General features: G+C 68.2%; 26 protein-coding genes. 18 read left to right on the top strand and 8 right to left on the bottom strand.

The window, feature by feature from the left end:
• Positions 1-70 precede the first annotated feature (70 nt).
• From pgeF to lgt, 4 genes are read right to left on the bottom strand one after another with little or no spacing between them, the layout of a single operon-like run.
• Positions 71-841: a peptidoglycan editing factor PgeF gene (gene pgeF, locus ABC419_RS13830; RefSeq protein ID WP_412877101.1), complete on the bottom strand. Its 771-nt coding sequence runs from the start codon at positions 839-841 to the stop codon at positions 71-73.
• The gene (locus ABC419_RS13825; RefSeq protein WP_412877102.1) at positions 838-1,086 is read right to left on the bottom strand and encodes a helix-hairpin-helix domain-containing protein; all 249 of its coding nucleotides are present in this window, start codon (positions 1,084-1,086) and stop codon (positions 838-840) included. Before ABC419_RS13825 ends, pgeF begins: the two co-directional genes overlap by 4 nt.
• 34 nt (positions 1,087-1,120) lie before the next feature.
• Positions 1,121-2,194 carry a class I SAM-dependent methyltransferase gene (locus tag ABC419_RS13820; protein WP_412877103.1) on the bottom strand — a complete coding sequence of 358 codons (1,074 nt, stop codon included), beginning with the start codon at positions 2,192-2,194 and terminating at the stop codon, positions 1,121-1,123.
• Positions 2,195-2,201: 7 nt separating this feature from the next.
• Complete coding sequence (gene lgt, locus ABC419_RS13815; protein WP_412877104.1) at positions 2,202-3,074, bottom strand: prolipoprotein diacylglyceryl transferase; 873 nt, start codon at positions 3,072-3,074, stop codon at positions 2,202-2,204.
• 176 nt (positions 3,075-3,250) lie between these two features.
• On the opposite strand from lgt, the gene ABC419_RS13810 reads away from it, so the two are divergent.
• The 3 genes from ABC419_RS13810 to ABC419_RS13800 all read left to right on the top strand — a co-directional run bounded on the left by ABC419_RS13810 (position 3,251) and on the right by ABC419_RS13800 (position 4,924).
• A complete protein-coding gene (locus tag ABC419_RS13810) occupies positions 3,251-3,538 on the top strand; it encodes an accessory factor UbiK family protein (protein ID WP_125901501.1) in 288 nt (95 codons plus the stop codon).
• A gap of 79 nt (positions 3,539-3,617) precedes the next feature.
• Positions 3,618-4,121 carry a type III secretion system chaperone family protein gene (locus ABC419_RS13805; RefSeq protein ID WP_004370784.1) on the top strand — a complete coding sequence of 168 codons (504 nt, stop codon included), beginning with the start codon at positions 3,618-3,620 and terminating at the stop codon, positions 4,119-4,121.
• A complete protein-coding gene (locus ABC419_RS13800) occupies positions 4,121-4,924 on the top strand; it encodes a pyrroline-5-carboxylate reductase family protein (protein WP_412877105.1) in 804 nt (267 codons plus the stop codon). Before ABC419_RS13805 ends, ABC419_RS13800 begins: the two co-directional genes overlap by 1 nt.
• A gap of 12 nt (positions 4,925-4,936) precedes the next feature.
• On the opposite strand, the gene ABC419_RS13795 is transcribed toward ABC419_RS13800, so the two are convergent.
• From ABC419_RS13795 to ABC419_RS13785, 3 genes are all read right to left on the bottom strand, one after another.
• Positions 4,937-5,428, bottom strand: a complete 492-nt coding sequence (locus tag ABC419_RS13795) for a hypothetical protein (RefSeq protein ID WP_292056123.1) — start codon at positions 5,426-5,428, stop codon at positions 4,937-4,939.
• A gap of 88 nt (positions 5,429-5,516) precedes the next feature.
• Positions 5,517-6,875, bottom strand: coding sequence for an ATP-binding protein (locus ABC419_RS13790; RefSeq protein ID WP_412877106.1), 1,359 nt, complete (start codon positions 6,873-6,875; stop codon positions 5,517-5,519).
• A gap of 22 nt (positions 6,876-6,897) precedes the next feature.
• Positions 6,898-7,629 carry a response regulator gene (locus ABC419_RS13785; protein ID WP_200166204.1) on the bottom strand — a complete coding sequence of 244 codons (732 nt, stop codon included), beginning with the start codon at positions 7,627-7,629 and terminating at the stop codon, positions 6,898-6,900.
• Positions 7,630-7,717: 88 nt separating this feature from the next.
• Here ABC419_RS13785 and ABC419_RS13780 point away from each other — a divergent pair, with 88 nt between their 5' ends.
• The 4 genes from ABC419_RS13780 to ABC419_RS13765 all read left to right on the top strand — a co-directional run bounded on the left by ABC419_RS13780 (position 7,718) and on the right by ABC419_RS13765 (position 11,284).
• Entirely contained in the window at positions 7,718-8,596 is an 879-nt protein-coding gene (locus ABC419_RS13780; protein WP_412877107.1) for a branched-chain amino acid aminotransferase, read from the top strand.
• A gap of 118 nt (positions 8,597-8,714) precedes the next feature.
• Positions 8,715-9,986: a NupC/NupG family nucleoside CNT transporter gene (locus tag ABC419_RS13775; protein ID WP_412877108.1), complete on the top strand. Its 1,272-nt coding sequence runs from the start codon at positions 8,715-8,717 to the stop codon at positions 9,984-9,986.
• 34 nt (positions 9,987-10,020) lie between these two features.
• Positions 10,021-10,638, top strand: coding sequence for a glutathione S-transferase family protein (locus ABC419_RS13770; protein WP_003163543.1), 618 nt, complete (start codon positions 10,021-10,023; stop codon positions 10,636-10,638).
• Between the two features lie 7 nt (positions 10,639-10,645).
• Positions 10,646-11,284 (top strand): YoaK family protein, encoded by a 639-nt coding sequence (locus ABC419_RS13765; RefSeq protein ID WP_412877109.1) that lies wholly within the window; start codon positions 10,646-10,648, stop codon positions 11,282-11,284.
• Here the strand turns inward: ABC419_RS13765 and ABC419_RS13760 are convergent.
• Complete coding sequence (locus ABC419_RS13760) at positions 11,268-11,702, bottom strand: PaaI family thioesterase (RefSeq protein ID WP_412877110.1); 435 nt, start codon at positions 11,700-11,702, stop codon at positions 11,268-11,270. The two genes, ABC419_RS13765 and ABC419_RS13760, sit on opposite strands and share 17 nt — an antisense overlap.
• A gap of 47 nt (positions 11,703-11,749) precedes the next feature.
• Here ABC419_RS13760 and ABC419_RS13755 point away from each other — a divergent pair, with 47 nt between their 5' ends.
• The 11 genes from ABC419_RS13755 to flhA all read left to right on the top strand — a co-directional run bounded on the left by ABC419_RS13755 (position 11,750) and on the right by flhA (position 23,350).
• Positions 11,750-12,085, top strand: a complete 336-nt coding sequence (locus ABC419_RS13755) for a DUF3253 domain-containing protein (protein WP_200166141.1) — start codon at positions 11,750-11,752, stop codon at positions 12,083-12,085.
• Positions 12,069-12,674 carry a uracil-DNA glycosylase family protein gene (locus ABC419_RS13750; protein ID WP_412877111.1) on the top strand — a complete coding sequence of 202 codons (606 nt, stop codon included), beginning with the start codon at positions 12,069-12,071 and terminating at the stop codon, positions 12,672-12,674. Before ABC419_RS13755 ends, ABC419_RS13750 begins: the two co-directional genes overlap by 17 nt.
• Complete coding sequence (locus ABC419_RS13745; RefSeq protein ID WP_412877112.1) at positions 12,671-13,714, top strand: alpha/beta fold hydrolase; 1,044 nt, start codon at positions 12,671-12,673, stop codon at positions 13,712-13,714. Before ABC419_RS13750 ends, ABC419_RS13745 begins: the two co-directional genes overlap by 4 nt.
• Positions 13,715-13,852: 138 nt before the next feature.
• Positions 13,853-14,947 (top strand): Glu/Leu/Phe/Val family dehydrogenase, encoded by a 1,095-nt coding sequence (locus tag ABC419_RS13740; protein ID WP_412877113.1) that lies wholly within the window; start codon positions 13,853-13,855, stop codon positions 14,945-14,947.
• A gap of 223 nt (positions 14,948-15,170) precedes the next feature.
• Positions 15,171-16,814, top strand: a complete 1,644-nt coding sequence (fliF, locus tag ABC419_RS13735; protein WP_412877114.1) for a flagellar basal-body MS-ring/collar protein FliF — start codon at positions 15,171-15,173, stop codon at positions 16,812-16,814.
• Positions 16,814-17,851, top strand: a complete 1,038-nt coding sequence (gene fliG / locus ABC419_RS13730; RefSeq protein WP_003163534.1) for a flagellar motor switch protein FliG — start codon at positions 16,814-16,816, stop codon at positions 17,849-17,851. Before fliF ends, fliG begins: the two co-directional genes overlap by 1 nt.
• 1 nt (position 17,852) lies before the next feature.
• Positions 17,853-18,527, top strand: a complete 675-nt coding sequence (locus tag ABC419_RS13725) for a FliH/SctL family protein (protein ID WP_412877115.1) — start codon at positions 17,853-17,855, stop codon at positions 18,525-18,527.
• Entirely contained in the window at positions 18,527-18,859 is a 333-nt protein-coding gene (gene fliN, locus ABC419_RS13720; RefSeq protein WP_003163531.1) for a flagellar motor switch protein FliN, read from the top strand. The genes ABC419_RS13725 and fliN overlap by 1 nt, the downstream gene beginning before the upstream one ends.
• 42 nt (positions 18,860-18,901) lie before the next feature.
• Complete coding sequence (flbD, locus tag ABC419_RS13715; protein ID WP_412878787.1) at positions 18,902-20,314, top strand: sigma-54-dependent transcriptional regulator FlbD; 1,413 nt, start codon at positions 18,902-18,904, stop codon at positions 20,312-20,314.
• Between the two features lie 4 nt (positions 20,315-20,318).
• Positions 20,319-21,203 carry a class A beta-lactamase gene (gene bla, locus ABC419_RS13710; RefSeq protein WP_412877117.1) on the top strand — a complete coding sequence of 295 codons (885 nt, stop codon included), beginning with the start codon at positions 20,319-20,321 and terminating at the stop codon, positions 21,201-21,203.
• Positions 21,204-21,250: 47 nt separating this feature from the next.
• Entirely contained in the window at positions 21,251-23,350 is a 2,100-nt protein-coding gene (gene flhA / locus ABC419_RS13705) for a flagellar biosynthesis protein FlhA (protein ID WP_412877118.1), read from the top strand.
• The last annotated feature ends 4 nt before the right edge of the window (positions 23,351-23,354 follow it).

Below are 23,354 nucleotides of genomic sequence, written 5' to 3'. Positions count from 1 at the left end.
GACACCCCTCATCCGAGCGTCCCCGGGACAAGCCCGAGGACGCCCACCTTCTCCCACAAGGGGAGAAGGGTCAGGAGAGGGTAATCGCGCTGACCAACCGTCCGAAATCCGGTTCGCCCGCGAGATAGGCGCGGCGGTTGGAGTAGAAGCGCCCTTCATCTGCGCGCGTGTCGTCGCCGGTCCATGCAGCCTCGCCGACGCCCGCCTGCTCCAGTCGCCACAGGACGAAGCCGGGCAGGTCGAACTGGCGCTTGTCGTCCGTCGCGCCGGGGGCGAAGAAGCGTTCGCTGCCGGGGTCATGGTGGGCGAAGCGGTCCTGATAGTCGGCGCCGACTTCGTAGGACGCCTGGGCGATGCAGGGGCCGACGACGGCGACGATGCGCGACGGCTCGGCGCCCAGGGCCTGCATGGCCGCGACCGTCGAGTGGATGACGCCGCCCAGGGCGCCCTTCCAGCCTGCATGGGCGGCGCCGACCACGCCCGCCTCGGCGTCGGCGAACAGCACGGGGGCGCAGTCGGCGGTCAGGACAGTCAGCACCGGCCCCTTCACGCCCGCGACCACGGCGTCGCCTTCGGGGCGATCGCCGGCCCAGCCGCTTTCGGCCACGCGGGCGACGGCGGAGTGGACCTGATAGCAGCCGCACAGGTCGTCGGCGGCGCCGCCCATCCATTCGGCGACGCGACGGCGGTTCTCGGCGACATGGGCCGGGTCGTCCTTGGAGCCGACGCCGGCGTTCAGTCCGGCGTAGAGGCCGTCCGATACGCCGCCCGCGCGGGTGAAGAAGCCGTGGCGAACCCCGGCCTTGGTCAGCAGCGGATGGGTGATCGGGTTCAGGCTCATGCGGCGGCCTCCAGTTCGAAACGGGCGACGTCGATGGCGGCCTGAACGGCTTTGCGCGCCTGGGGGCTGTTCTTCCAGCAGGTCGAGCCGACGCTGGCGGCGGCTCCGGCGCAGACGACGGCCGCATCCGCCTGGGCCAGACGGGCGAAGCCGACGACGCCCAGCTCCTCCAGCCGCTGGATCACCTTGGGGCCGACGCCCTTGGTCGCCAGCAGAATCTGGCGCTCGTGGTCGGTGAAGGTCATGGCCGCATCAGGCTCCATCATCGGGCGGGCCGCGTCAGAAGCCCGGCAGGGCCAGCGAACGCGGCGAGAAGATCGCCGCCGCCTTGAACAGTTCGCCCATCTGATCCGGCGCGGTCAGGCGGTCCAGCTGGCGCTGGATGACCGGGGCGGCTTCGGGGCGTCCCTGCATCAACCGCTGGGCGCGGGCTTCGATCCCCAATGCCTTGAGGAAGGCGCCCTGGCCGACGCAGCCGGTGACGTCGGCCCCGCCGCGCACGGCGGCTTCGAGCACCAGGGGGAAGTCGGCCCATTGCGTCAGGTCAGCCTCGCCCGGCGTCGACAGGGGATCGACTTTCTGGTGCCGCCGCAGGGCCTGAAGCGTATCGCCCGCCTCGGGTTTTCTGCGGCCGTAGTCGATCAGCAGGGCGGCGCCGGATGCGGCGCGGATCAGGCTGGCCAGATCGCGGCCGAAGGCGGCCTGCTGTTCGGAAATCTCCATGATCTGGCCGGGTTCGACGTTGAAGCCCGGCGTCTCGAAGCCGTCGGCGATGGCGGTCAGACCGAAGGTCAGTTCATTGTCGTCGGTGACGCCGATGCGGCGCTCGGCCCAGCCGCCCTCAGTCTTGATGAACTGGCGCGCGGGCAGGCAGTCCAGCACCTCATTGGCGATCAGGATGACCGGGGCGTCGGTCTCGATCTTGTGCAGGGCGCTGAGCCAGCGCGGATGCGCGTCGGCGTCGGCCAGCCGACGGGCCTGCTCGGCGCGCAGCGGCGCGCTGGGCTCGATCAGGATCAGGTCGACCGCCTGCAGGAAGCCGGGAACCAGCCGCGCGGCGCGCAGCACGTCGGACATCAGCGTGCCGTCGCCGGGCCCGACCTCGACCAGCCGCACGCGCTCGGGCGCGCCCAGCCGGGTCCAGGTCTCGATCGCCCACAGGCCGATCAGTTCGCCGAACATCTGGCTGATCAGCGGGGCGGTGATGAAGTCGCCGCCTTCGCCCAGCGCGGGGCGGGTGGCGTAATAGCCGCCCCTGGGGTCGTGCAGGCAGCGGGTGACGTAGTCCGCCACCGTCATCGGCCCGGTCAGCACGATCTCGCGGACCAGCCGGTCCTTGAGCGTCTCCGCCATGATGGTCTTACGCCTCCGTGACGACCGGCTTCTTCAGCGCCCGCCAGATCAGCCAGGCGCCGACCAGCATCATCGGGATCGACAGGATCATGCCCATGGTCAGGCCCAGCGGCAGGTTCTCCAGCCCGGCGTCGGGCTGACGCACGTTCTCCAGCGCGGCGCGGCAGACGCCGTAGCCCAGCAGGAACAGGCCGGTGACGAAGCCGGGACGCTTCAGCATCCGCCACTTCCAGATCGCCAGCGACAGGACGACGAACAGCAGCAGCCCTTCCAGCCCCGCCTCATAAAGCTGGCTGGGGTGGCGCGGCTCGTTGCCGGCGGGGCAGAAGCCGTACATCTGCTGGATGCGCTCGTTGCAGAAGCGGATGGCCCAGGGGACCGTCGTCTCGCGGCCCCACAGCTCGCCGTTGATGAAGTTGGCGATGCGGCCGAAGAACAGGCCCAGCGGCGCGACCGGGGCGATCAGGTCGCCCAGGCTGAGCGGGTTCACCTGCTGGCGCCGGGCGTAGAGGGCGATGGCGATGACCACGCCCAGGAAGCCGCCGTGGAAGCTCATCCCGCCGGTCCATAGCTGCAGCAGTTCCAGCCGCTCGCCCCAGCTGTCGCCCGTGAACAACTGGGCGAACATCTCCGGCTTGTAGAAGAGGGCGTAGCCGAAACGGCCGCCCAGGATGACGCCGAGCGTGATCCACAGCACCAGGTCGTCCAGTTGCTGTCCGCCGACCGGCGGCTTGCCCGGCGCCCACAGGCGCTCCGTCTTGGCCAGGCGCGAGGCGTACCACCAGCCCAGGACGATGCCGGCGATATAGGCCAGCGCGTACCAGCGGATGGGCAGGGGCCCAAGCTGGATCAGGACGGGGTCGAATTCGGGAAAGGGCACGGGGCCTCCTGCGCCTTCAGAAGTTGTCTCTCGTCTAGCAAGCGGGACTGCATTCGTCGCGCGCTTTTCCCGCGAAGCAGTCTATAGGCCGCAGGCAGGTAAGGTTTGGTTTACCCAAATCAATGCACCGTTAACCACGTTCGGACCGATGGTCCGGGAGTTCTCAAGAGGCCGCCATGCAGACGCGCAATCCCCTCCTTGATGAGTTCGCCAAGCTGACGACCGGCGCCATGGGCCTGGCCCAGGCCGCGGGTGAAGAGGCCAAGGCCGCCTGGCGCGCCCAGGCTGACCGTTTCGTCGCTGAAATGGATCTCGTCCGTCGCGACGAGTTCGACGTGCTGAAGGACGAGATCGCCGCCCTGCGCGCCGAGATCGCGGCGCTGAAGGCTGCGGCTCCGGCTCCGAAGAAGGCCGCCAAGGGATCGTCCACAGACGCCGCTTCAAGCCCGGATTCAGCCGGTTGAGCCGAATCTGCGAACACGCCTACCGTCTTCAAAGGCGCTCATCTGAGTCGCCGTCGTTGCTGAAGAAGTTGAACGCCTGATGGATGCTGTGAGACCCGAAGAGGTCGACCTGCCCTTTGATCCGCTGGATGTGGTCGAACACGTCCTGACGGCGGAGAACCTGCCGTTCGACCGCACGGACGAGGGCGATCTGGCCTTCGCCCTGGCCGGCGACTGGAAGGACTATGAGCTGTGGTTCGCCTGGCGGCCCGAGGGGGACTGCCTTCAGCTGTGCCTGGCGCTGGACCTGCGGGTGGCCAAGACGCGGCGCGCGGCGGCCTATGAACTGGTGTCGATGATCAATCAGCGCACCTGGCTGGGTCATTTCGAGATCTGGCCGGACGAGGGCGAGATCGTCTTCCGTCACGCCCTGGCCCTGCCGCACACCGAGCGCCCGACCCTGGCCCAGGCCGCGTCCATGATCGACGCGGCGGTCGAGGCGGCCGACCGTTATTATCCCGCCTTCGACTTCATGGTGCGCGGCTCCAAGAAGCCGAAGGAAGCCATCGACGCCTGCCTGTTCGAGACCGTGGGCAACGCCTGATGAGCGGTTCCGGACGTCCGGTCGTGCTTCAGGGCGTCGGACGCCTGGGCTCGGCCATTCTGGAAGGCTGGCTGGCGACGGGCGCCGTCGACCCGGCCGATCTGATCATCCTCACGCCGTCCGAAAAGCCGGTCGCCGAGGCGGCACGGGCCAAAGGCGCGCGGATCAATCCGCCGCTGGAGGAACTGGCGAACGCCCGCGCCTTCGTCATCGGCGTGAAGCCCGCCAAATGGCTGGAGGCGGCGCAGGCCGTCTTGCCGCATCTGGCGCCCGACGCCGTGATTGTCTCGGTCATGGCCGGGGTGCGCGGCGAGACGATCTCTGACGGCTATGACGGCCGCCCGGTCGTGCGCGTCATGCCGACGACCGGCGTGGCCCAGGCGCGCGGCGTGGCGACGCTGTGGTCTGCTGACGCGGGCGCCCTGAAGGTCGGGCGCGAACTGTTCGAGCCGATCGCTGAGACGGTCCTGCTGGACGACGAAACGCTGATGCACGCGGCGACGGCGGTGTCCGGCTGCGGCCCGGCCTATTTCTTCGCCTTCACCCGCGCCCTGGCCGAGGCTGGGGAGGCGGAAGGTCTGTCGCCCGAGGCCGCCGCCCGTCTGGCGCGCGCCACCCTGCGTTCGGCTGCGGCGGGCGTGGAGGGCGACGAGGCTCTGAACGCCCTGATCGACCGCGTGGCCTCGCCCGGCGGCGTGACGCAGGCCGGTCTGATCGCCCTCAATGAAAACGGCGCCCTCGACCATTCTGTCGAAAGCGCCGTGAAGGCGGCGGTCGCCAAGTCCACTGAACTCAGCGGCTGATCGTCAGGCGCTTCAGCGCTTGACGAAACGACCCTCGGCCAGGTTGCGGGCCAGGCGGTCATAGGCGCGTTGGGCGTCGGTCCAGGTGGTCGAACCGCGCGCATCGGCCAGGGTCGGGGTGTAGTAGTCGAACTTGACCGGCTGCACTTCGCCCGAGGCCATGGTCACGGACCCTTCCACCGCAGCGCCGCCGATGGACAGGCTGCGCATGGAGTCCAGGCCGGGCTTGTCGCCCAGTTGCTGCATGGTCGGGCGGTTGGGCTTCAGGTCGGTGATGACCAGTTCGACGCGGGCGCCGTCCAGGGCGTTGCGCTGAGTCAGCACGCGCTCCACGGTGCGGGTCAGGTCGCTGACCTGTTGTTGGACATCGCGTTCGCCCAGTTCTTGGGCGGTCTTGGCGAAGTCGGGGCTGACCGTCACGACGACGGCCGAGGGTTGAGCCGCGGCTGCGCCGGAGACGGCGAGGGCGGCGGCGAGCGGCGCAAGGAAAGCAATACGACGCATAGTACGGACTCCTGATTCCAGGCCCCCCTGGAACACGGGACAAGATGGCGACGATTTTACGGTTCCGCTAGAGGCGCCGGTCAAAGATCTAGGCGGCGCGACGATCCGCCGGCAGCCGGATGGACGCTTTCAGCCCGCCCAGGTCGCTGCGGCCCAGGATGATGTCGCCGCCGTGGCCGCGCGCCACGTCCCGCGCCACGGCCAGGCCCAGGCCCACCCCCTTGCGGTTCTGATTGCGCGAGGCGTCCAGCCGCGAGAAGGGACGGAAGGCTTCTTCGTGCATGTCGTCGGGAATGCCGGGACCGTCGTCCTCGACCACGATCTCCAGTCCGCCGGAGGGCAGGGGGCGGGCCGACAGCCGCACCTTTTCCCCGTGCGAGGCGGCGTTGCCGACCAGGTTGTTGATCGCCCGGCGGAAGGCCAGGGGGCGGGCCAGCATGTTGAGATCGTCGGGCGTCTCGACTTCGGCCACGGCGCCGGAGCGACCGGCGTCTTCGGCGGCGCGGCGCAGCATTTCGGGCACGGAGATCGTCTGCATGGCCTCGCCCGCCTCGCCGCGCGCGAAGGCGAGGTATTCGTCGATCATATGCTCCATCTCGTCCAGGTCGCCTTTCATCGCCTCGGCGCGCTTGAACGGCGGGGCCAGGGCCAGTTCGAGGCGCAGGCGGGTCAGGGGCGTGCGCAGGTCGTGGCTGACCGAGGCCAGCAGGGCGGTGCGCTGATCGATGTGGCGCTGGATGCGGGCGCGCATGTCCAGGAAGGCGGTGGCGGCGGCCCGCACCTCGCGCGCGCCGTGAGGCTTGAAGCGCGGCACGCTCTCGCCTCGGCCGAAAGCCTCGGCGGCGGAGGCAAGGCGCTCGATGGCGCGCACCTGGTTGCGGATGAACAGCACCGCCACGCCGAGCAGCAGGATGGTGGCGATCATCAGCCACAGGACGAAGATGTGGGCCTGGGTCGCCACGGCCCGTTCACGCGGGGCGATGACGCGCAGCACGCCGCCCGCCTCCTGCACCCGGATGTCGACATAGGCGGGGTAGCGGGTGGTGTCGAACCAGAAGGGCTGGTCCAGTCGCGAGGCCAGGGCCTTCTCCAGCGTTCGGTCGACCAGACCCAGAGCGCCGCGCCGTTCTTCCTGCGGAAGAGACGCTTCGGGCTGGAAGGCGATGGACAACTGCATCGACCGTTCGGCGCGCTCGGAGATCAGGGCCAGGTTCTGGGGCGAGGGATCGTCGCGATAGCTTTCGGCCGCCCAGGCCACGTCGCCGGCAAGACCCTCGGACAGACGCGCCGTCACCGCCTGCCAGTGGGCGTCGAAGAAGGCCCAGGTCACCGCCGCCTGCATGATCAAAACCGGCAGGACGATGATCAGCAGCGACCGGCCCCACAGGGAGGTCGGCACCCGGCGCTTGATCCATCGCGTCCAGACGTTGAACGGCATCAGCCGCATGGGCGATATTCCGATCCGAGTCTCAGTCCGGGGCCAGCATATAGCCGACGCCGCGCACAGTCTGCAGATAGCGCGGGTTCTTCGGATCGGCTTCCAGCTTGCGGCGCAGGCGCGTCACCTGCACGTCCACGGCGCGGCCGGTCACATCGGCCGTGTCGGGCGACAGGGTCATGCGCTCGACCGGCGAATGGGCGTGGATGGCCAGGGTCTTGAGCAACTGCGCTTCGGCCTCGGTCAGACGCTGCAGCACGCCGTCACGCGTGAGCTCCAGCCGCTCCATGTCAAAGACCGCCGGACCCATATGGATCTCTTTCGGCGTCATCAGCTTGCCGCCCGTGCGGCGCAGGATGGCGTCGACGCGCAGCGCCAATTCACGCGGGTCGAAGGGCTTGGACATATAGTCGTCGGCGCCGCGCGACAGGCCCTCGATCCGATCGTCGGGGTCGCCCTTGGCGGTCAGCAGCAGCACGGGCGTCTTGGACAGGGCCGCCTGGCTGCGGATCCAGGTGGTCAGGTCGAATCCGCTCTCGCCGGGCATCATCACGTCCAGCACGATCAGGTCGAATTCGATCAACTCGATCATTCGACGCGCGGCGCCCGCATGGGCGGCTCCGGTGACGCGATAGCCCTCGCGGCTCAGGAATTCCTTGAGCAGTTCGCGGATACGGTCGTCGTCATCGACGACCAGAAGGTGCCGTCCGCTGCCCGCCGGAGCGATGGGGCCCGAGCGGCCGTTGGGGCGCGGATCGATCATGCTCACTGCGAATCTCCTCGCGAGACGCCGTTGACGCGGACGCGCGACGGGCGTCTAAATAAATATCTTGCGCAGGAGACGTTCTTCAATGGCCTTCGTTCCTTTCGACGATCGTGACGGATGGATCTGGTTTGATGGAGAATTCGTTCCCTGGCGGGAGGCGAAAACGCACGTTCTGACCCATGGCCTTCACTACGGCTCGTCGGTGTTCGAGGGTGAGCGTATGTATGGCGGTGAAATCTTCAAGCTGACCGCGCACAGCGAACGCCTGAAGCGCTCCGCCGAGCTGCTCGACTTCGAGATTCCCTATAGCGTGGCCGAGATCGACGCCGCCTGCAAGGAAACCTGCGCGCGCAACGGCCTGATCGACTGCTATGTCCGCCCCGTCGCCTATCTGGGGCCGGAACAGCTCAGCGTCACCGCCAAGAACAGCAAGGTCCACCTGGCGATCGCCGCCTGGGAATGGCCCAGCTATTTCGACCCCGAGGTCAAGAAGAAGGGCATCGCCCTGGAGTGGGCCAAGTGGCGCCGCCCCGATCCGGCCACGGCGCCGTCGACGGCCAAGGCGGCCGGCCTCTACATGATCTGCACCATGTCCAAGACGGCGGCCGAGAAGCGCGGCTTCGCCGACGCCCTGATGCTGGACTGGCGCGGCTATGTGGCCGAGGCGACCGGCGCCAACGTCTTCTTCGTCCAGAACGGCGCCCTGCACACGCCGCGCGTCGATCACATCCTGGACGGCATCACCCGCCAGACCGTCATCGAAATGGCGCAGGCGCGCGGGGTTGAGGTCGTGGTGCGCGACATCCTGCCGGAAGAGCTGGGCGACTTCTCCGAATGCTTCCTGACCGGCTCGGCCGCCGAGGTGACGCCGGTGGGCCAGGTCGGCGACTATCGCTTCACGCCGGGCGCGCTGTCGCTGAGCCTGATGGACGACTACGGCAAGCTGGTGCGCGGAGAATTATAACGACCCTCTCCCATCGGGAGAGGGTTTTTCATTGCCCCCTTGCCAGCGGCGTTCTGCTGTCGTTGATGCGCACTGAAGAAGCCGGCTCCCATAGCGCCGGTCGCGGAGCCGCCTTTCCATGTTCAGCCTCCTGAACCTCCAGAGCCTGTTCGGCCTGGTCGTCATCGTCGCCGTCTGCTGGGCGATCTCCGAGAACCGCCGCGCCTTTCCGTGGCGGCTGGCGATCGGGGCGGTGCTGGTGCAGGCGGCGCTGGTGCTGGCGACCTTCGCCATTCCCGGCTCGCAGGTGGTGCTGGACGGCATCAACAATGCGGTGAAGGGGCTGGAGCTGGCGACCGCGGAGGGGACGCGCTTCGTCTTCGGCTATCTGGCGGGCGGGGATCAGCCCTATGCCGTCGCCAATGAGGGCGCCCTGTTCACCTTCGCCTTCAATGTGCTGCCGCTGATCCTGGTGATCTCGGCCCTGTCGGCCCTGCTGTGGCACTGGAAGATCCTGAAGTGGATCACGCTCGGCTTCGGCTTCCTGTTCCAGCGGACCATGGGGCTGGGCGGCGCCTCGGCCCTGGCGGTGGCGGCCAACGTCTTCCTGGGCATGATCGAAAGCCCGATCGTCATCCGCGCCTATCTGGACAAGCTGAGCCGGTCCGAGGTCTTCCTGATGATGGTGGTCGGTCTGGCGACGGTCGCCGGCTCGACCATGGTGGCCTATGCGACCATTCTGTCGCCGGTGCTGACCAATGCGGCGGGCCACGTCCTGGTGGCCTCCATCGTCTCGGCGCCCGCCGGCATCCTGCTGGCCCGCGTCATCATTCCGGAAAAGCCGGGCGAGGGCGGGGCGGTCGCCGACTACAACTCGGCGCTGAAGTACGACAGCGCCGTCGACGCCATCGTCAAGGGCACGTCCGACGGCCTGATGGTGGTGCTGAACATCTCGGCCGTGCTGATCGTCTTCGTGGCCCTGGTGGCGCTGGCCAACGTCATCCTGGGCGGCTTCGTCATCGCCGGAGAGCCGCTGACGATCGAGCGCATCCTGGGCGTGCTGTTCGCCCCCGTGGCCTGGCTGACCGGCGTGGAATGGGCCGACGCCCAGAAGGCGGGCTGGCTGCTGGGGGTCAAGCTGACCCTGACCGAATTCGTCGCCTTCATCGAACTGGGCAAGGTGCCCGCCGCCGAGATGAGCGAGCGCACGCGGATGCTGATGACCTACGCCCTGTGCGGTTTCGCCAACATCAGCTCGGTCGGCATCACCGTCACCGGCCTGTCGGTGCTGATGCCCGAGCGTCGCGAGGAGGTGCTGGGCATGGTGTGGAAGGCGCTGCTGGCGGGCTTCCTGGCCACGCTGATGACGGCCTGCATCGTCGGGGCCTTGCCCGCCGCCGTCTTCGCCTAGTAGCGTTCCGAGGGCAGCCGAAGGGAACCCTCTGATGAAGCTCTATGAAAGCCGCCGCGCGCCCAATCCGCGCCGCGTCCGCTGGGTCATGGCCGAGAAGGGCGTGACCGATGTCGAGCGGGTTGAGATCGAGCTTCTGGCGGGCGAGCACCGCACACCGGCCTATCGCGCCAAGTTCGGCGTGCCGCACGTCCCGGCGCTGGAGCTGGACGACGGAACCTGCCTGACGGAATCCATCGCCATCTGCCGCTATCTGGAGGCCCTGCATCCCGAGCCGAACCTGTTCGGCCGCGATCCGAAGGAGCAGGCGATCATCGAGATGTGGATGCGCCGGTGCGAGATGTATCTGGCCAATCCGATGATGCTGAACGTTCGCTTCACCCACCCGGCCCTGGCCGCGCTGGAAGCGCCCCAGCCCCAGGTCGCCGAGTACAACCGCCTGGGCGCCGAACGCTTCATGAAGACGCTGGATCGCCACCTGGCGGAGCATGAGTTCATCGCCGCCGACCGCTTCACCATCGCCGACATCGTCGGGGCCGTGGGGCTGGATTTCGCTCGCCTGGTCAAATACCGCCCGCCCGAGGAGCTGACGCACTTGGCCCGCTGGCTGGAGACGTGCCGCGCCCGTCCGGCGGCGGCGGCGGGGATGTGAGTCTGTCTTGCGGACTCTGACGGCGCCGGATCGCGGGCTGGCTATGATGCTGGCGGGGCTGGCGGGCTATGTCGACAGCCTGGGCTTTCTGCATCTGGGCGGGGTGTTCGTCTCCTTCATGAGCGGCAACACCACCCGCCTGGCCGTCAACCTGGCCGAAGGGCGGTGGCTGGCGGCGGGCGCGGTGGCGGGCGTGCTGCTGCTGTTCGTGCTGGGCGCCATGCTCGGGGCGCTGGTTGCGGGCGGCGAGGGGGCGCGCTCGCGCAGCCGGGTGCTGGCGGTCGAGGCGGCGCTGCTGGCCGGGGCCGCCGTGGCGGCGGGGGCGGGGATCGCGCCCCTGGCGATCGGCCTGATGGTCCTGGCCATGGCGGTCGAGAACTCGGTCTTCCTGCGCGACGGCGAGGTCGGGGTCAGCCTGACCTATATGACCGGAACCCTGATCAAGACCGGCCACGCCCTGGCCGCAGCCGTGCGCGGCGGCGACCCCTGGGCGTTCCGGCCCTATATGGCGCTGTGGGCGGGGCTGGCCGGGGGCGCGCTGATGGGGGCGGTCGTCTATGGCCGCCTGGGGCTGATCGCCCTGTGGCCGGCGGCCGCCGTCGCCCTGGCCCTGGCGCTGGGCGTACGGTTCAACCGCGCGGCGTGAACTTCCGGATCACGCCCGAGAAGGTCATCAGCAGCCGCTCGCCTGTGGTGATCTGGCCGCGCACGAAGATCAGGCTCTTGCCCGCCTTGGTCACCTGGCCGGTCGCCTCGATCAGTTCGCCCACATAGGCGCCGTCGATGAAGGTGGAGTCGAGCTGCACCGTCACGCCCGAGGCGCCCTCCATCTCCTGATAGGCGATCTGGAACAGGGCGATGTCGGCGAAGGTCATCAGGCAGCCGCCGTGCATCCGGCCGCCGGCGTTCATGTGCTTCTGCTCGGCGCGGAAGGCGCAGCGCATGTGCCCGTCGGGATCGGGCTTGCCGTAGAAGGGCCCCACCACCACGTCGAAGGTGTCGCGCAGGTCATAGGTCTGCCAGCCGGCGAACTCGCCCTCGGTGACGGTGATTATCTCGGCCATGTCGGTTTTGCCTTCTTTCCGATCTCGCGGTGCAGCATATAGCGCCTATGAGCGATCCAATCGAAGCGGCCATTTTTGAAAAACTGGCCAAGGCCGACCCCAAGAACGTCGGCGGCAAGAGCATTGAACCGGCCGACGTGGCCAAGGAGCTTCAGCCCGAGCAGTGGCAACGCCTGCTGCCCAAGGTGAAGGCGACGGCGCTGGGCCTGATGCGTCAGGGCAAGCTGACCATCACCAAGAAGGGCAAGGCGGTCGATCCCAACAACTTCCGCGGCGTGATCCGCCTGCGCCTGCCGACCGAGGCCGAGACGGCCGCGGCCCAAGAAGCGGCGAACAGGGCGGCCCTGCCGCCGGTCGAAGCTTCGGATGACGACTTCGACTGACCCGGACAACGGCCTGGACGCGCTCCTGGCCGAGATCCGCGCCTGCCGGGCGTGCCTGGGCCTGCTGCCCCACACGCCGCGCCCGGTGGTCATGATCGCGCCTGCGACGCGCCTGCTGATCTGCGGCCAGGCGCCCGGGCGGCGAGTGCATGAAAGCGGTCTGCCCTTCACCGACCCGTCCGGCGTTCGCCTGCGCGACTGGATGGGGGTGGATGAAGCGACCTTCTACGGCGATCCGCGCCTCGGCGTGGCGGCGCAGGCCTTCTGTTTCCCCGGCACCGATCCCAAGGGCGGCGACTATCCGCCGCCGCGCCGTTGCGCCGAGCTGTGGCGGCCGCGCCTGCTGGCCGAACTGCCCAATGTCGAGTTGACGCTGCTGGTCGGCGGCTACGCCCAGGCCTGGGCTCTGGGCGCGGCGGCCAAGGCCAACATGACCGAGACGGTCCGCGCCTGGCGCGACTACGCCCCTGCTGTCCTGCCCCTGCCGCACCCGTCGTGGCGCAATACGGCCTGGCTGAAGAAAAACCCGTGGTTTGAAGCCGAGGTTCTGCCCTACCTTCGTCAGCGGACAGTGGAGATACTGGCGTGAAGATTTGGCGGAACGGATTGGCGGCGGGCCTTATAGCTCTTTCTCTGGGTCTGAGCGCCTGCGCCACGCCGCACGTCCAGCCGCCGCTGACGCCGCCCAACGGGTTCAACGGGCCGCGCATCGAGGCGGGAACCCTGGGACGCGGCGCCTTTGTGGTGCAGGACGGGGCGCGGCTGCCCTATCTGCGCTGGAGCCCTGAAGGGCAGGCGCCTTGGGCCGTCATCGTCGCCCTGCACGGCTTCAACGACCACTACGCCTCCTTCCGCTTCGCCGGGCCGTGGTGGGCGCAGCGGGGCATTGAGACCTGGGCCTATGACCAGCGCGGCTTCGGCCTGGCCCCGAACCGGGGCCAGTTCGCGGCCGAAAGCCTAACCAGTCAGGATCTGCGCACCATCGTCGCCCTGGTTCGGGCCGAGCGGCCGAACGCCCTGATCGTGGTGGCGGGCGAAAGCATGGGCGGCTCCTCGACCATCGCCGCTTTCGGCTCCGACGCGCCGCCGGACGCGGATCGGGTGGTGCTGCTGGCGCCTGGCGTCTGGGGCTGGTCCAGCCAGAGCGCCTTCAATAGCGCGGGCCTGTGGACCGCCGCGCGCATGATGGGGGCCAAGCGGGTCGAGCCGCCGTCCTTCGCCGTGCGCGACATCCGCGCCTCGGACAATACGCTGGAACTGATCCGCAACGGCCGCGACCCCCTGTCGATCCTGTCGACGCGGTTCGATTCCCTGTACGGCCTGGTCGATCTGATGGAGACGGCGACCCAGCGTCTGGGCCGGGTCGAGAAGCCGACCCTGCTGCTCTATGGTGCGCACGATCAGATCATCACCAAACGCCCCATGCGCCGCGCGCTGGAGCAGGCGGGCGAGCGGTCGAACCTGACGACGGGCTATTACGCCGACGGCTGGCACATCCTGAACCGCGACCTTCAGGCCGAGATCGTTTTCGCCGACGTCGAGGCCTGGCTGCGCGACTCGACTCGGCCCCTGCCGTCCGGCGCGCCGGCGATCCTGCCCGCGTTGCAGGCTGATCCCAAGGCGCGCTGAACGCAAAACCTGCGGAAAGCGGAGGCGTTTTCCGTATGTTTCCTAGAACCCTGGGGCGGCTGCATGGTGATGCTTGCCGTTTGGTCAGGCTGCGCGTATGTCCTTCCGCACAAAAAAGTACCCCAGGAAAGGCCTGTCATGGGCAAGACGCTGTTTGATTCTCCTTCTTTCTCGAACCATGAAGGCGTCCACGCCTTCTATGACGAGAAAACCGGCCTGAAGGCAATTGTTGCGGTGCACTCGACCGCGCGCGGTCCGGCCGTCGGCGGCACCCGCATGTGGAACTACGCCACCGCCGCTGAGGCGCTGGAAGACGTGCTGCGCCTGTCCAAGGGCATGAGCTACAAGAACGCCGTCGCGGATCTGGAAATGGGCGGCGGCAAGTCGGTCATCATCGGCGACAGCCGCACCCAGAAGTCGCCTGAGCTGTTCCACGCCTTCGGTCGCTATCTGAACGGCCTGGGCGGTCACTACTACGCCGCCGAAGACGTCGGCACCTCGGTCGAGGACATCGCCGAAGCGCGCAAGGTCACCGAATTCGTTCTGGGCCTGAAGGACGGTCCGGAAGCCTCGGGCGATCCCAGCCCGGTCACCGCCGAGGGCGTGTTCCGCTCGAACCTGGTCGTCGCGCGTCGCCTGTTCAACCAGAACGACATGACCGGCCTGACCGTCGCCCTGCAGGGCGTGGGTCACGTCGGCGCCTATCTGGCCGACATGCTGCACAAGGCCGGCGCCAAGCTGATCATCACCGACGTCAACCAGGCCAACCTGGAAGCTGTCGCCGCCAAGACCGGCGCCGAAATCGTCGCCCCGGACGCCATCTATGACGTCGCCGCCGACATCTACGCCCCGTGCGCCCTGGGCGCGACCTTGAACCCGCAGACGCTGGACCGCCTGAAGGTCAAGGCCGTCTGCGGCGCCGCCAACAACCAGCTGGCCACGGCCGACATCGGCGATGAACTGTTCAAGCGCGGCATCCTGTATGCGCCGGATTACGTCATCAACGGCGGCGGCATCATCAACGTCGCCTCGGAAATGAACGCCCGTCAGACCGGCGGCGCCTATGACGCCTCGTGGGTTGAAGGCAAGCTGTCGCGCCTGATGGAGACCTTCGAGGAAATCCTCGAGCGTTCGGCCACCGAGAACAAGCCGACCCATTTGATCGCCGACGCCATCGCCGAGGCCCGCATCAAGGTCGCCGCCGACAAGAAGGCCGCGGATCTGAAGGTCTGATCGACCTTTGACCAGCTAGCCTGCCTCTCTCGGGAGGCGGGCGGGCGCCGGGGGGCGCCTGAGGGGGTGCGGGCGATAAGTCCGCGCCCCTTTATCATTTTGGGCCTGCGTCAGCGGCCCCGACACCCATTCTTTAACGCCTCTTAACGCCGCATTTACCATCCAGGCGGCAGTTTCTGCCTAGCGGGTTCGGTTCGTCCCGCGTGTGCAGGGGCGATGGCGCGTGGGCGGCTTCACGGAAGCTTTGAAAAGGTTCGGCATCGGACGCCTGGCCGCCATCCTGGGCGTGGCTGCGGGCGTGGCCGCCGTGCTGGTCGCCGTCATGCTGCGCGTGGGCCAGGCGCCGGACGCCTTGCTCTATTCCAACCTCGACCTGCGCGAAGCCTCCGAGATCAGCGCCGCCCTGGATCAGGCGGGCATCAAATATTCCTCCAAGGGCGACGGCTCGACCATCTTCGTCAGCCGCGACGAGGTGGGGACGGCGCGCCTGATGCTGGCGGGCAAGGGCCTCGTGACCTCGGGCAGCGTCGGCTACGAGATCTTCGACAACCAATCGGTGCTGGGCCAGACCGAGTTCCAGCAGAACCTGAACGAGCAGCGCGCCCTGCAGGGCGAACTGGCGCGCACCATCATGTCGATGCGCGGCATCTCTTCGGCCCGCGTCCACATCACCATGCCGCGTCGTGAGATGTTCCAGGCCGCCGCCATCGACCCGACCGCCGCCGTGGTGGTGGGTCTGTCGGGTCGCGACCTGTCGGCCGATCAGGTGCGGGCCATCCGCAACGTCGTCGCCTCGTCCGTGCCGAACCTGAAGCCGGACAAGGTCACGGTGACGGACCAGGCCAACCGCACCCTGGCGGCGGGGTCCGAAGACACGGGCTTCACCTCGGCTACCGCCGAGGCGTCCAAGGCCTCGACCGAGGCCCAGATGCAGGCTCGCATCAAGGACATCGTCGAGGGCGTCGTCGGCGCCGGGGCGGCGCGCGTGCAGGTGACGGCCGACATCGACCACAGCCGCTCGACCACCCAGGAGCAGAAGTTCGATCCGGACGGCCAGGTCGTCCGCTCGACCTCGACCAACGGCAGCCAGTCGCAGGATACGACCGGCCAGCAGGACGGCGGCGTCACCGCCACCAACAACATTCCCGGCGGCGAAGCCCCGGCGACCACGCCCATCGGCTCCACCAACACGGAAAACACCGAGACGACCAACTACGAAATCTCCAACACCACCACCACGACGGTGAAGGAGCCGGGCGAGGTCAAGAAGCTGTCGGTCTCGGTCGCGGTCGACGGCAAATACACCCCCGCCGCCGACGGCAAGGGCGAACCGGCCTACGCCGCCCGCACGGCCGAGGAAGTGCAGCAGATCAAGGCCCTGGTCGCCGCCGCCGTCGGCATCGACGAGACGCGCGGCGACAAGCTGGAGGTCGTCAACGTCCGCTTCAACCGCGAGCCGTCCGCCGCGCCGGGCGCCGAGGAGGGCTCCTCGATGTTCGCCTTCGATAAGAACGACATCATGCGCGGGGTCGAGCTGCTGGTCCTGCTGGTCACGGGCCTGCTGCTGATCTTCTTCGTCCTGCGCCCGTTGCTGAAGACGGCCGCAGGTCAGGGGCGCGCGGGCGTTCCGGCCCTGGTCGGCGCCAACGGCATTCCCGTCACCGCCCTGGACACCCAGCTTGTCGGCGGAACCCTGCCGGGCGGCGCGCCCATGCTCGCAGGCCCCAGCGACATGGAGCAGCGCATCGACATCGCCCGTATCGAGGGTCAGGTGAAGGCCTCCTCCATCAAGAAGGTCGCCGATTTCGTCGACAGCCACCCAGAGGAATCCACGGCGATCCTGCGCTCGTGGATGCATGAAAGCTGATGGCGGCGCGGTTGGTGTCCAAGGGTGCGGCGGTCGACGACGCCAAGAAGCTGACGGGGCCTGAAAAGGCCGCCGTCGTTCTGCTGTCTCTGGGCGAAGAGCATACCGCCCTGTGGCAGCAGCTCGACGATGAAGAGATCAAGGAGGTCTCTCAGGCCATGGCGGGGCTGGGCACCGTCACCGCCGCCGTCGTCGAAGAGGTGCTGGTCGAGTTCGTCTCCGGCATCGGCGGGTCCGGCTCGCTGATGGGCTCCTATGAGCAGACGCAGCGCCTGCTGGCCTCCTTCATGCCCGGCGATCGGGTCGAGGCCCTGATGGAGGAGATCCGCGGTCCGGCCGGTCGCACCATGTGGGACAAGCTCGGCAATGTGAACGAGGCCGTGCTCGCCAACTATCTGAAGAACGAATACCCGCAGACGGTCGCGGTCGTTCTGTCGAAGATCAAGCCGGATCACGCCTCGCGCGTGCTGACGGCCCTGCCTGAGGACTTCGCCCTAGAGTGCGTCCAGCGCATGCTGCGCATGGAGCCGGTGCAGCGCGACATCCTCGACAAGATCGAACAGACCCTGCGCAGCGAGTTCATGTCCAACCTGGCGCGCACGTCCAAGCGCGACAGCCATGAGCTGATGGCGGACATCTTCAACAGCTTCGACCGCCAGACCGAGGCCCGCTTCATCGGCGCGCTGGAAGAACGCAACCGCGACGCGGCCGAACGCATCCGCGCCCTGATGTTTGTGTTCGAGGATCTGTCGCGCCTCGATCCCGGCGGGGTGCAGACCCTGCTGCGCGCGGTCGAGAAGGACCAGCTGGGGCTGGCGCTGAAAGGCGCTTCGGATCCCCTGCGCGAAATGTTCTTCTCCAACATGTCCGAGCGCGCCTCGAAGATCATGCGCGAGGACATGGATTCCATGGGGCCTGTCCGCCTCAAGGACGTCGACAACGCCCAGATGGCCATGGTCCAGGTGGCCAAGGATCTGGCGGCGCGCGGCGACATCATGCTGGCCGGCCAGGGCGGCGACGACGAGTTGATTTACTGACATGACCGCCCAACCCGCCAACGCCAGACCATTCGTCTTCGACACCGAGTTCGGAGCCGACGGCGCCGTGCTGCGCGCCTCGACCTGGCAGCCGGCCAAGCGATCCTTCGCCCCCGCCGAGGTCGAGGCCCTGGTCGCCCAGGCTCGGCTGGAGGCCCGTCAGCAGGCCTTGTCCGAGGTCGAGGCCCTGCGCGCCGACGCCCTGTCCATCCTGGCCCAGTCGACGGCGCAGGCCGCGACCCTGTTGCGCGGCGTGGCCGAGTCGCACCGTCGCGAATCCGCCGAACTGGCCCTGGCCGCCGCGCGGGTCATCGGTTCGGCCGCCTTCGATCGTTTTCCGCGTCGCCCGCTGGAAGCGGCCATCGACGCCCTGGGGCAGGAGATGGACGCCACGCCGCGTCTGCTGATCCGCGCTTCGGGTCTGGATGACGAAGGCCGCGCCCAGATCGAGGCTCTGTGCGCCCAGGCCGGTTTCTCGGGGCTGGTGGTGTTCCGCGACGAACCGCACCTGCCCGCAGCCGCCTTCGCTCTGGAATGGGCCGACGGCCGCGCCGAATTCGATCCGGCCGAAGCCGAGGCCCGCGTGGCCGCCGCGCTCAACGCCGCCCTGGCCGCCGAAGCCGGCCACGCCGAGCCGCCCCTCGAAGGCGGCGCTCATGACAGAAGGGGCTTCTGATGGCCACCGACGATCTTTCGCTTGAGGAATTCGGCGAGTCCACCGCTCTGAACCTGGCCGATGAGGGCGGCGAGAAGTCCGCCGTCGACCTGGCGCCCGTCTTCGACGTGCCGGTCAACATTTCGGCCGTGCTGGGCAAGGCCAATATGTCGGTGGCCCAACTGCTGAAGCTCAACAAGGGTTCGGTGCTGGAACTGGACCGCAAGGTCGGAGAGGCGATCGACATCTTCGTCAACAACCGCCTGGTGGCGCGCGGCGAGGTCGTCGTCGTCGAGGACCGGCTGGGCGTGACCATGACGGAAATCATCAAGACCGAGGACAAGGGCGCCTGATCGGCCGCCCCGTCACGGACAGGATTTTGAAGGAGTAGGGCGATGCGTCTTCTGGTGGTGGGTCGTTTAAGCGGCCAACTGGCGACGGCGGTGAAGATGGCCATGGCGCACGGCGCCAAGGTCCAGCACGTCGAGCGCGCCGATCAGGCGACCGAGCAACTGCGCCGGGGGCAGGGCGCCGACCTGCTGATGGTCGACTACCGCATCGACATCGCCGCCCTGATCGCCGCCAACGACGCCGAGCGCATCCATGTGCCGGTCGTGGCCTGCGGCGTCGACGCCGACGCGCGCGAGGCGGCCGACGCCATCCGCGCCGGGGCCAAGGAGTTCATCCCCCTGCCGCCTGAGGCGGACCTGATCGCCGCCGTCCTGTCCGCCGTGGCCGACGACGAACGGCCGATGATCTCGGCCGATCCGGCGATGAAGCATGTCATTCAGCTGGCCGATCAGGTGGCGCGGTCGGAAGCCTCCATCCTGATCACCGGCGAAAGCGGCGTAGGCAAGGAGGTGATGGCGCGCTATCTGCACACCCACTCGCGCCGCGCGGACAAGGCCTTCATCAGCGTCAACTGCGCCGCCATCCCCGACAATCTGTTGGAATCCGAGCTGTTCGGTCACGAGAAGGGCGCCTTCACCGGCGCCGTGGCCCGCCGCATCGGCAAGTTCGAAGAGGCCGACGGCGGCACGCTTCTGTTGGACGAAATCAGCGAGATGGACGCCCGGCTCCAGGCCAAGCTGCTGCGCGCCATTCAGGAGCGGGTGATCGACCGCGTCGGCGGCGCCAAGCCGGTGCCCGTCAACATCCGCATCATCGCCACCTCCAACCGCGACCTGGCCAAGGCCGTGGCCGAGGGGACATTCCGCGAAGACCTGCTGTACCGGCTGAACGTGGTGAACCTGCGCCTGCCGTCCTTGCGCGAACGTCCCGGCGATATCGCCGTGCTGGCTGATCACTTCGTCAAGAAATACGCCGCCGCCAACGGCGTGCCGCCGCGCGCCATCGGGCCTGAGGCCAGACGCGCCCTGGTCGCCCATCGCTGGCCCGGCAACGTGCGTGAGCTGGAAAACGCGATGCACCGCGCCGTCCTTCTGGCGGCGGGCGCTGAGATCGACGTCGACGCCATCCGCCTGCCGGACGGCCGCCCGCTGCTGGGCGGGGGGGAGGGGGCCTCGACGTCCGCCGCCTCGGCCTATGACGCCGGCGTGGCCGGTCAGGCGGCCCAGGTCGCCGACGCCGTGACCCGTAGCTTCGTCGGCCAGACCGTGGCCGAGATGGAGAAGACGCTGATCCTGGACACGCTCAGCCACTGCCTGGGCAACCGCACCCATGCGGCGACCATCCTGGGCATCTCGATCCGCACCCTGCGCAACAAGCTGAACGAATACGCCGATGCAGGCACGCCGATCCCGGCGCCTCAGTCGGGCGTCGCGGCCGCCTACGGCGCGGCGGGCTGACCCGATGCGCGCCGACCGTCGCACCCTGCTGATCGGCGCGGGCGCCCTCGCCCTGGGCGCCTGTGCGCGCGCGAGTGAGCCTGCGGCGGCTGAACCCGCCGTCCTCGACCTAGACATGTCGGCGCTGGAGGCGCGCCACGGCGGTCGTCTGGGCGTGTCGGTCGCGACCGAGGGCCGGAGCGCCGCCTGGCGCGGCGACGAACGGTTCGTCTATTGCTCGACCTTCAAGATGTATCTGGCGGCGGCGACCCTGCTGCGCGTGCAGGCGGGGCAGGAGCGGTTGGACCGGGCGATCCCGGTGACGCAGGCTGACATGATCAGCCACGCCCCGGTCACGGAACCGGCGGTCGGTTCGACCCTGACCATCGAGCAGTTGATGAAGGGCACGGTCGAGGTCAGCGACAACCCCTCCGCCAACATCCTGATCCGTGAAATGGGCGGGCTGGACGCCTTGCGCGCCTTCTATCGCGGCATCGGCGACGACAGCACCCGCGTCGATCGTCTCGAGCCCGAGATGAATCGCCAGGACGGCGACAAGGACACCATCACTCCGGACCAGTCCGTGCGGAACATTCAGCGGCTGCTAGTCGCCGCCGATACGCCGCTGAGCCCGGCGTCCAAGGCTCTGTTGATGCGCTGGTTAGTGGATACGCCGACGGGGCAGGGGCGGATCAAGGCGGGCGTCCTGGCGGGCTGGACCGTGGCGCACAAGACCGGCACCGGCGGCTATGGCCCGGTGAACGACATCGGCGTCCTCTATCCGACGGACGGCGCGCCCATCGCCATCGCCGTCTATTTCCACGCCACGAAGGATTCGACCGACGCCCAGCGCGAGGCTGTGATCGCCGATGCGACCCGGCAGGCGCTCAAGGCGCTGGGGCATGGCTGAGGGCCGCCGAATCCTGTCATCAGGCGACATGACCTTCGCACGTCGTCATGGCTGACGCGCCCATCCTGATGAAGGACGGCATGGCGCGCCCCACGGGGCGTGACGCGCTCGGCTGGCTGATGCGCGGCGAGGTCGGCATGGCGGTCGGCGTCATCGCCGTCATCATGCTGCTGATCCTGCCGATCCCGAAGATGCTTCTGGATCTGCTGCTGGCGATCTCGCTTGTGTCCAGCGTGCTGATCCTGATGACGGCCGTGATGATGAAGCGGCCGCTGGACTTCGCCATCTTTCCCACGGTGCTGCTGGTCTCGACCCTGTTCCGGCTGGGTCTGAACCTGGCCTCGACGCGGCTGATCCTCAGCAACGGTCAGGAAGGCCACGACAGCGCGGGCAAGATCATTCAGGCCTTCGGCGAGCTGATGATGGGGGGCAACTTCATCATCGGGGTGATCATCTTCGCCATCCTGCTGGTGGTGAACTTCGTCGTCATCACCAAGGGCGCGACCCGCATCGCCGAGGTCTCGGCCCGCTTCACCCTGGACTCCATGCCGGGCAAGCAGATGGCCATCGACGCCGATCTGTCGGCCGGTCTGATCAACGAGGATCAGGCCAAGCTGCGCCGCAAGGAGCTGGAGCAGGAATCGACCTTCTTCGGGGCCATGGACGGCGCCTCGAAATTCGTGCGCGGCGACGCCGTGGCGGGCCTGATCATCACCTTCATCAACGCCATCGGCGGCCTGCTGATCGGGGTGGTGCAGCACGGCATGCCCGCCATGGAGGCGGCCAACACCTATGTCCAGCTGACCGTCGGCGACGGCCTGGTGACGCAGATCCCGGCCATCATCGTCTCGGTCGCTGCAGGCTTCCTGGTGACCAAGGCGGGGGTCGAGGGTTCGGCCGACAAGGCCTTCGTCGCCCAGTTGGCCAGCAATCCGGTGTCGCTGGGCGTGGTGTCGGGCACGGCGGGACTGATCGGCCTGATTCCGGGCATGCCGCTGCTGCCCTTCGCGGCGCTCGCGCTGGGGACGGGTTTTATGGCGTGGAAGCTGGGCCGTGACCGGCTGAAGCCGCCGCCCGCCGAGCCGGTGAACCTGAAGCCTAAGGAGGACGTGGAGGAGCCGATCTCCACCGCCCTGACCATCGATGAGGTGAAGATCGAGCTGGGCTACGCCCTGCTGGCCCTGATCAACGACCTGGAAGGCCGCCGCCTGACGGACCAGATCCGCGCCCTGCGCCGTTCGCTGGCCCAGGAGTACGGCTTCGTCATGCCCAGCGTGCGCATCCTCGACAACATGCGCCTGTCCAATCAGGGCTACGCCATCCGTATCAAGGAGATGGACGCCGGGTCGGGCGAGGTGCGCCTCGGCTCCCTGATGGCGATGGACCCGGCGGGCCGTCAGGTCGAACTGCCGGGCGAGCACACGCGTGAGCCCGCCTTCGGCCTGCCCGCCACGTGGATCGACGAGTCCCTGCGCGAAGAGGCGACCTTCCGCGGCTACACCATCGTCGACCCCTCGACGGTGCTGACCACGCACCTGACCGAAATCCTCAAGGAGAACATGGCCGAGCTGCTCTCCTACGCCGAGGTGCAGAAGCTGCTGAAGGAGTTGAAGGGCGAGGAGCAGAAGCTGGTCGAGGAACTGATCCCTTCGGTCGTCACCGTGACAACGCTTCAGCGCGTCCTGCAGGCCCTGCTGCGCGAGAAGGTGTCGATCCGCGACCTGCCCGCCATCCTGGAAGGCCTGGCCGAGGCGGCTCCGCACACCACCAGCGTCGCCACCCTGGTCGAGCACGTGCGCGGCCGTCTGGCGCGTCAGCTGTGCTGGCAGCACAAGGCCGACGACGGCGCCCTGCCCATCGTCACCCTGTCGCCCGAGTGGGAGCAGGCCTTCGCCGAAAGCCTGGTCGGCCCCGGCGAGGACAAACAACTGGCCATGGCGCCCAGCAAGCTTCAGGACTTCATCCGCGCCGTCCGCGACGTGTTCGAGCGCGCCGCCATGACGGGCGAGAACCCGGTCCTGCTGACCGGGCCGCAGGTCCGCCCCTACGTCCGCTCCATCATCGAACGCTTCCGCGGTCAGACGGTGGTGATGAGCCAAAATGAGATTCATCCCAAGGCGCGCCTCAGGACGGTCGGCTCAGTCTAGGTCG

The sequence above is a fragment of the Brevundimonas phoenicis genome (assembly GCF_047237745.1).
Lineage (GTDB): Bacteria > Pseudomonadota > Alphaproteobacteria > Caulobacterales > Caulobacteraceae > Brevundimonas.
Note: the sequence above shows the minus strand (reverse complement) of the source record. Positions and strands in the feature narration are given on the sequence as shown.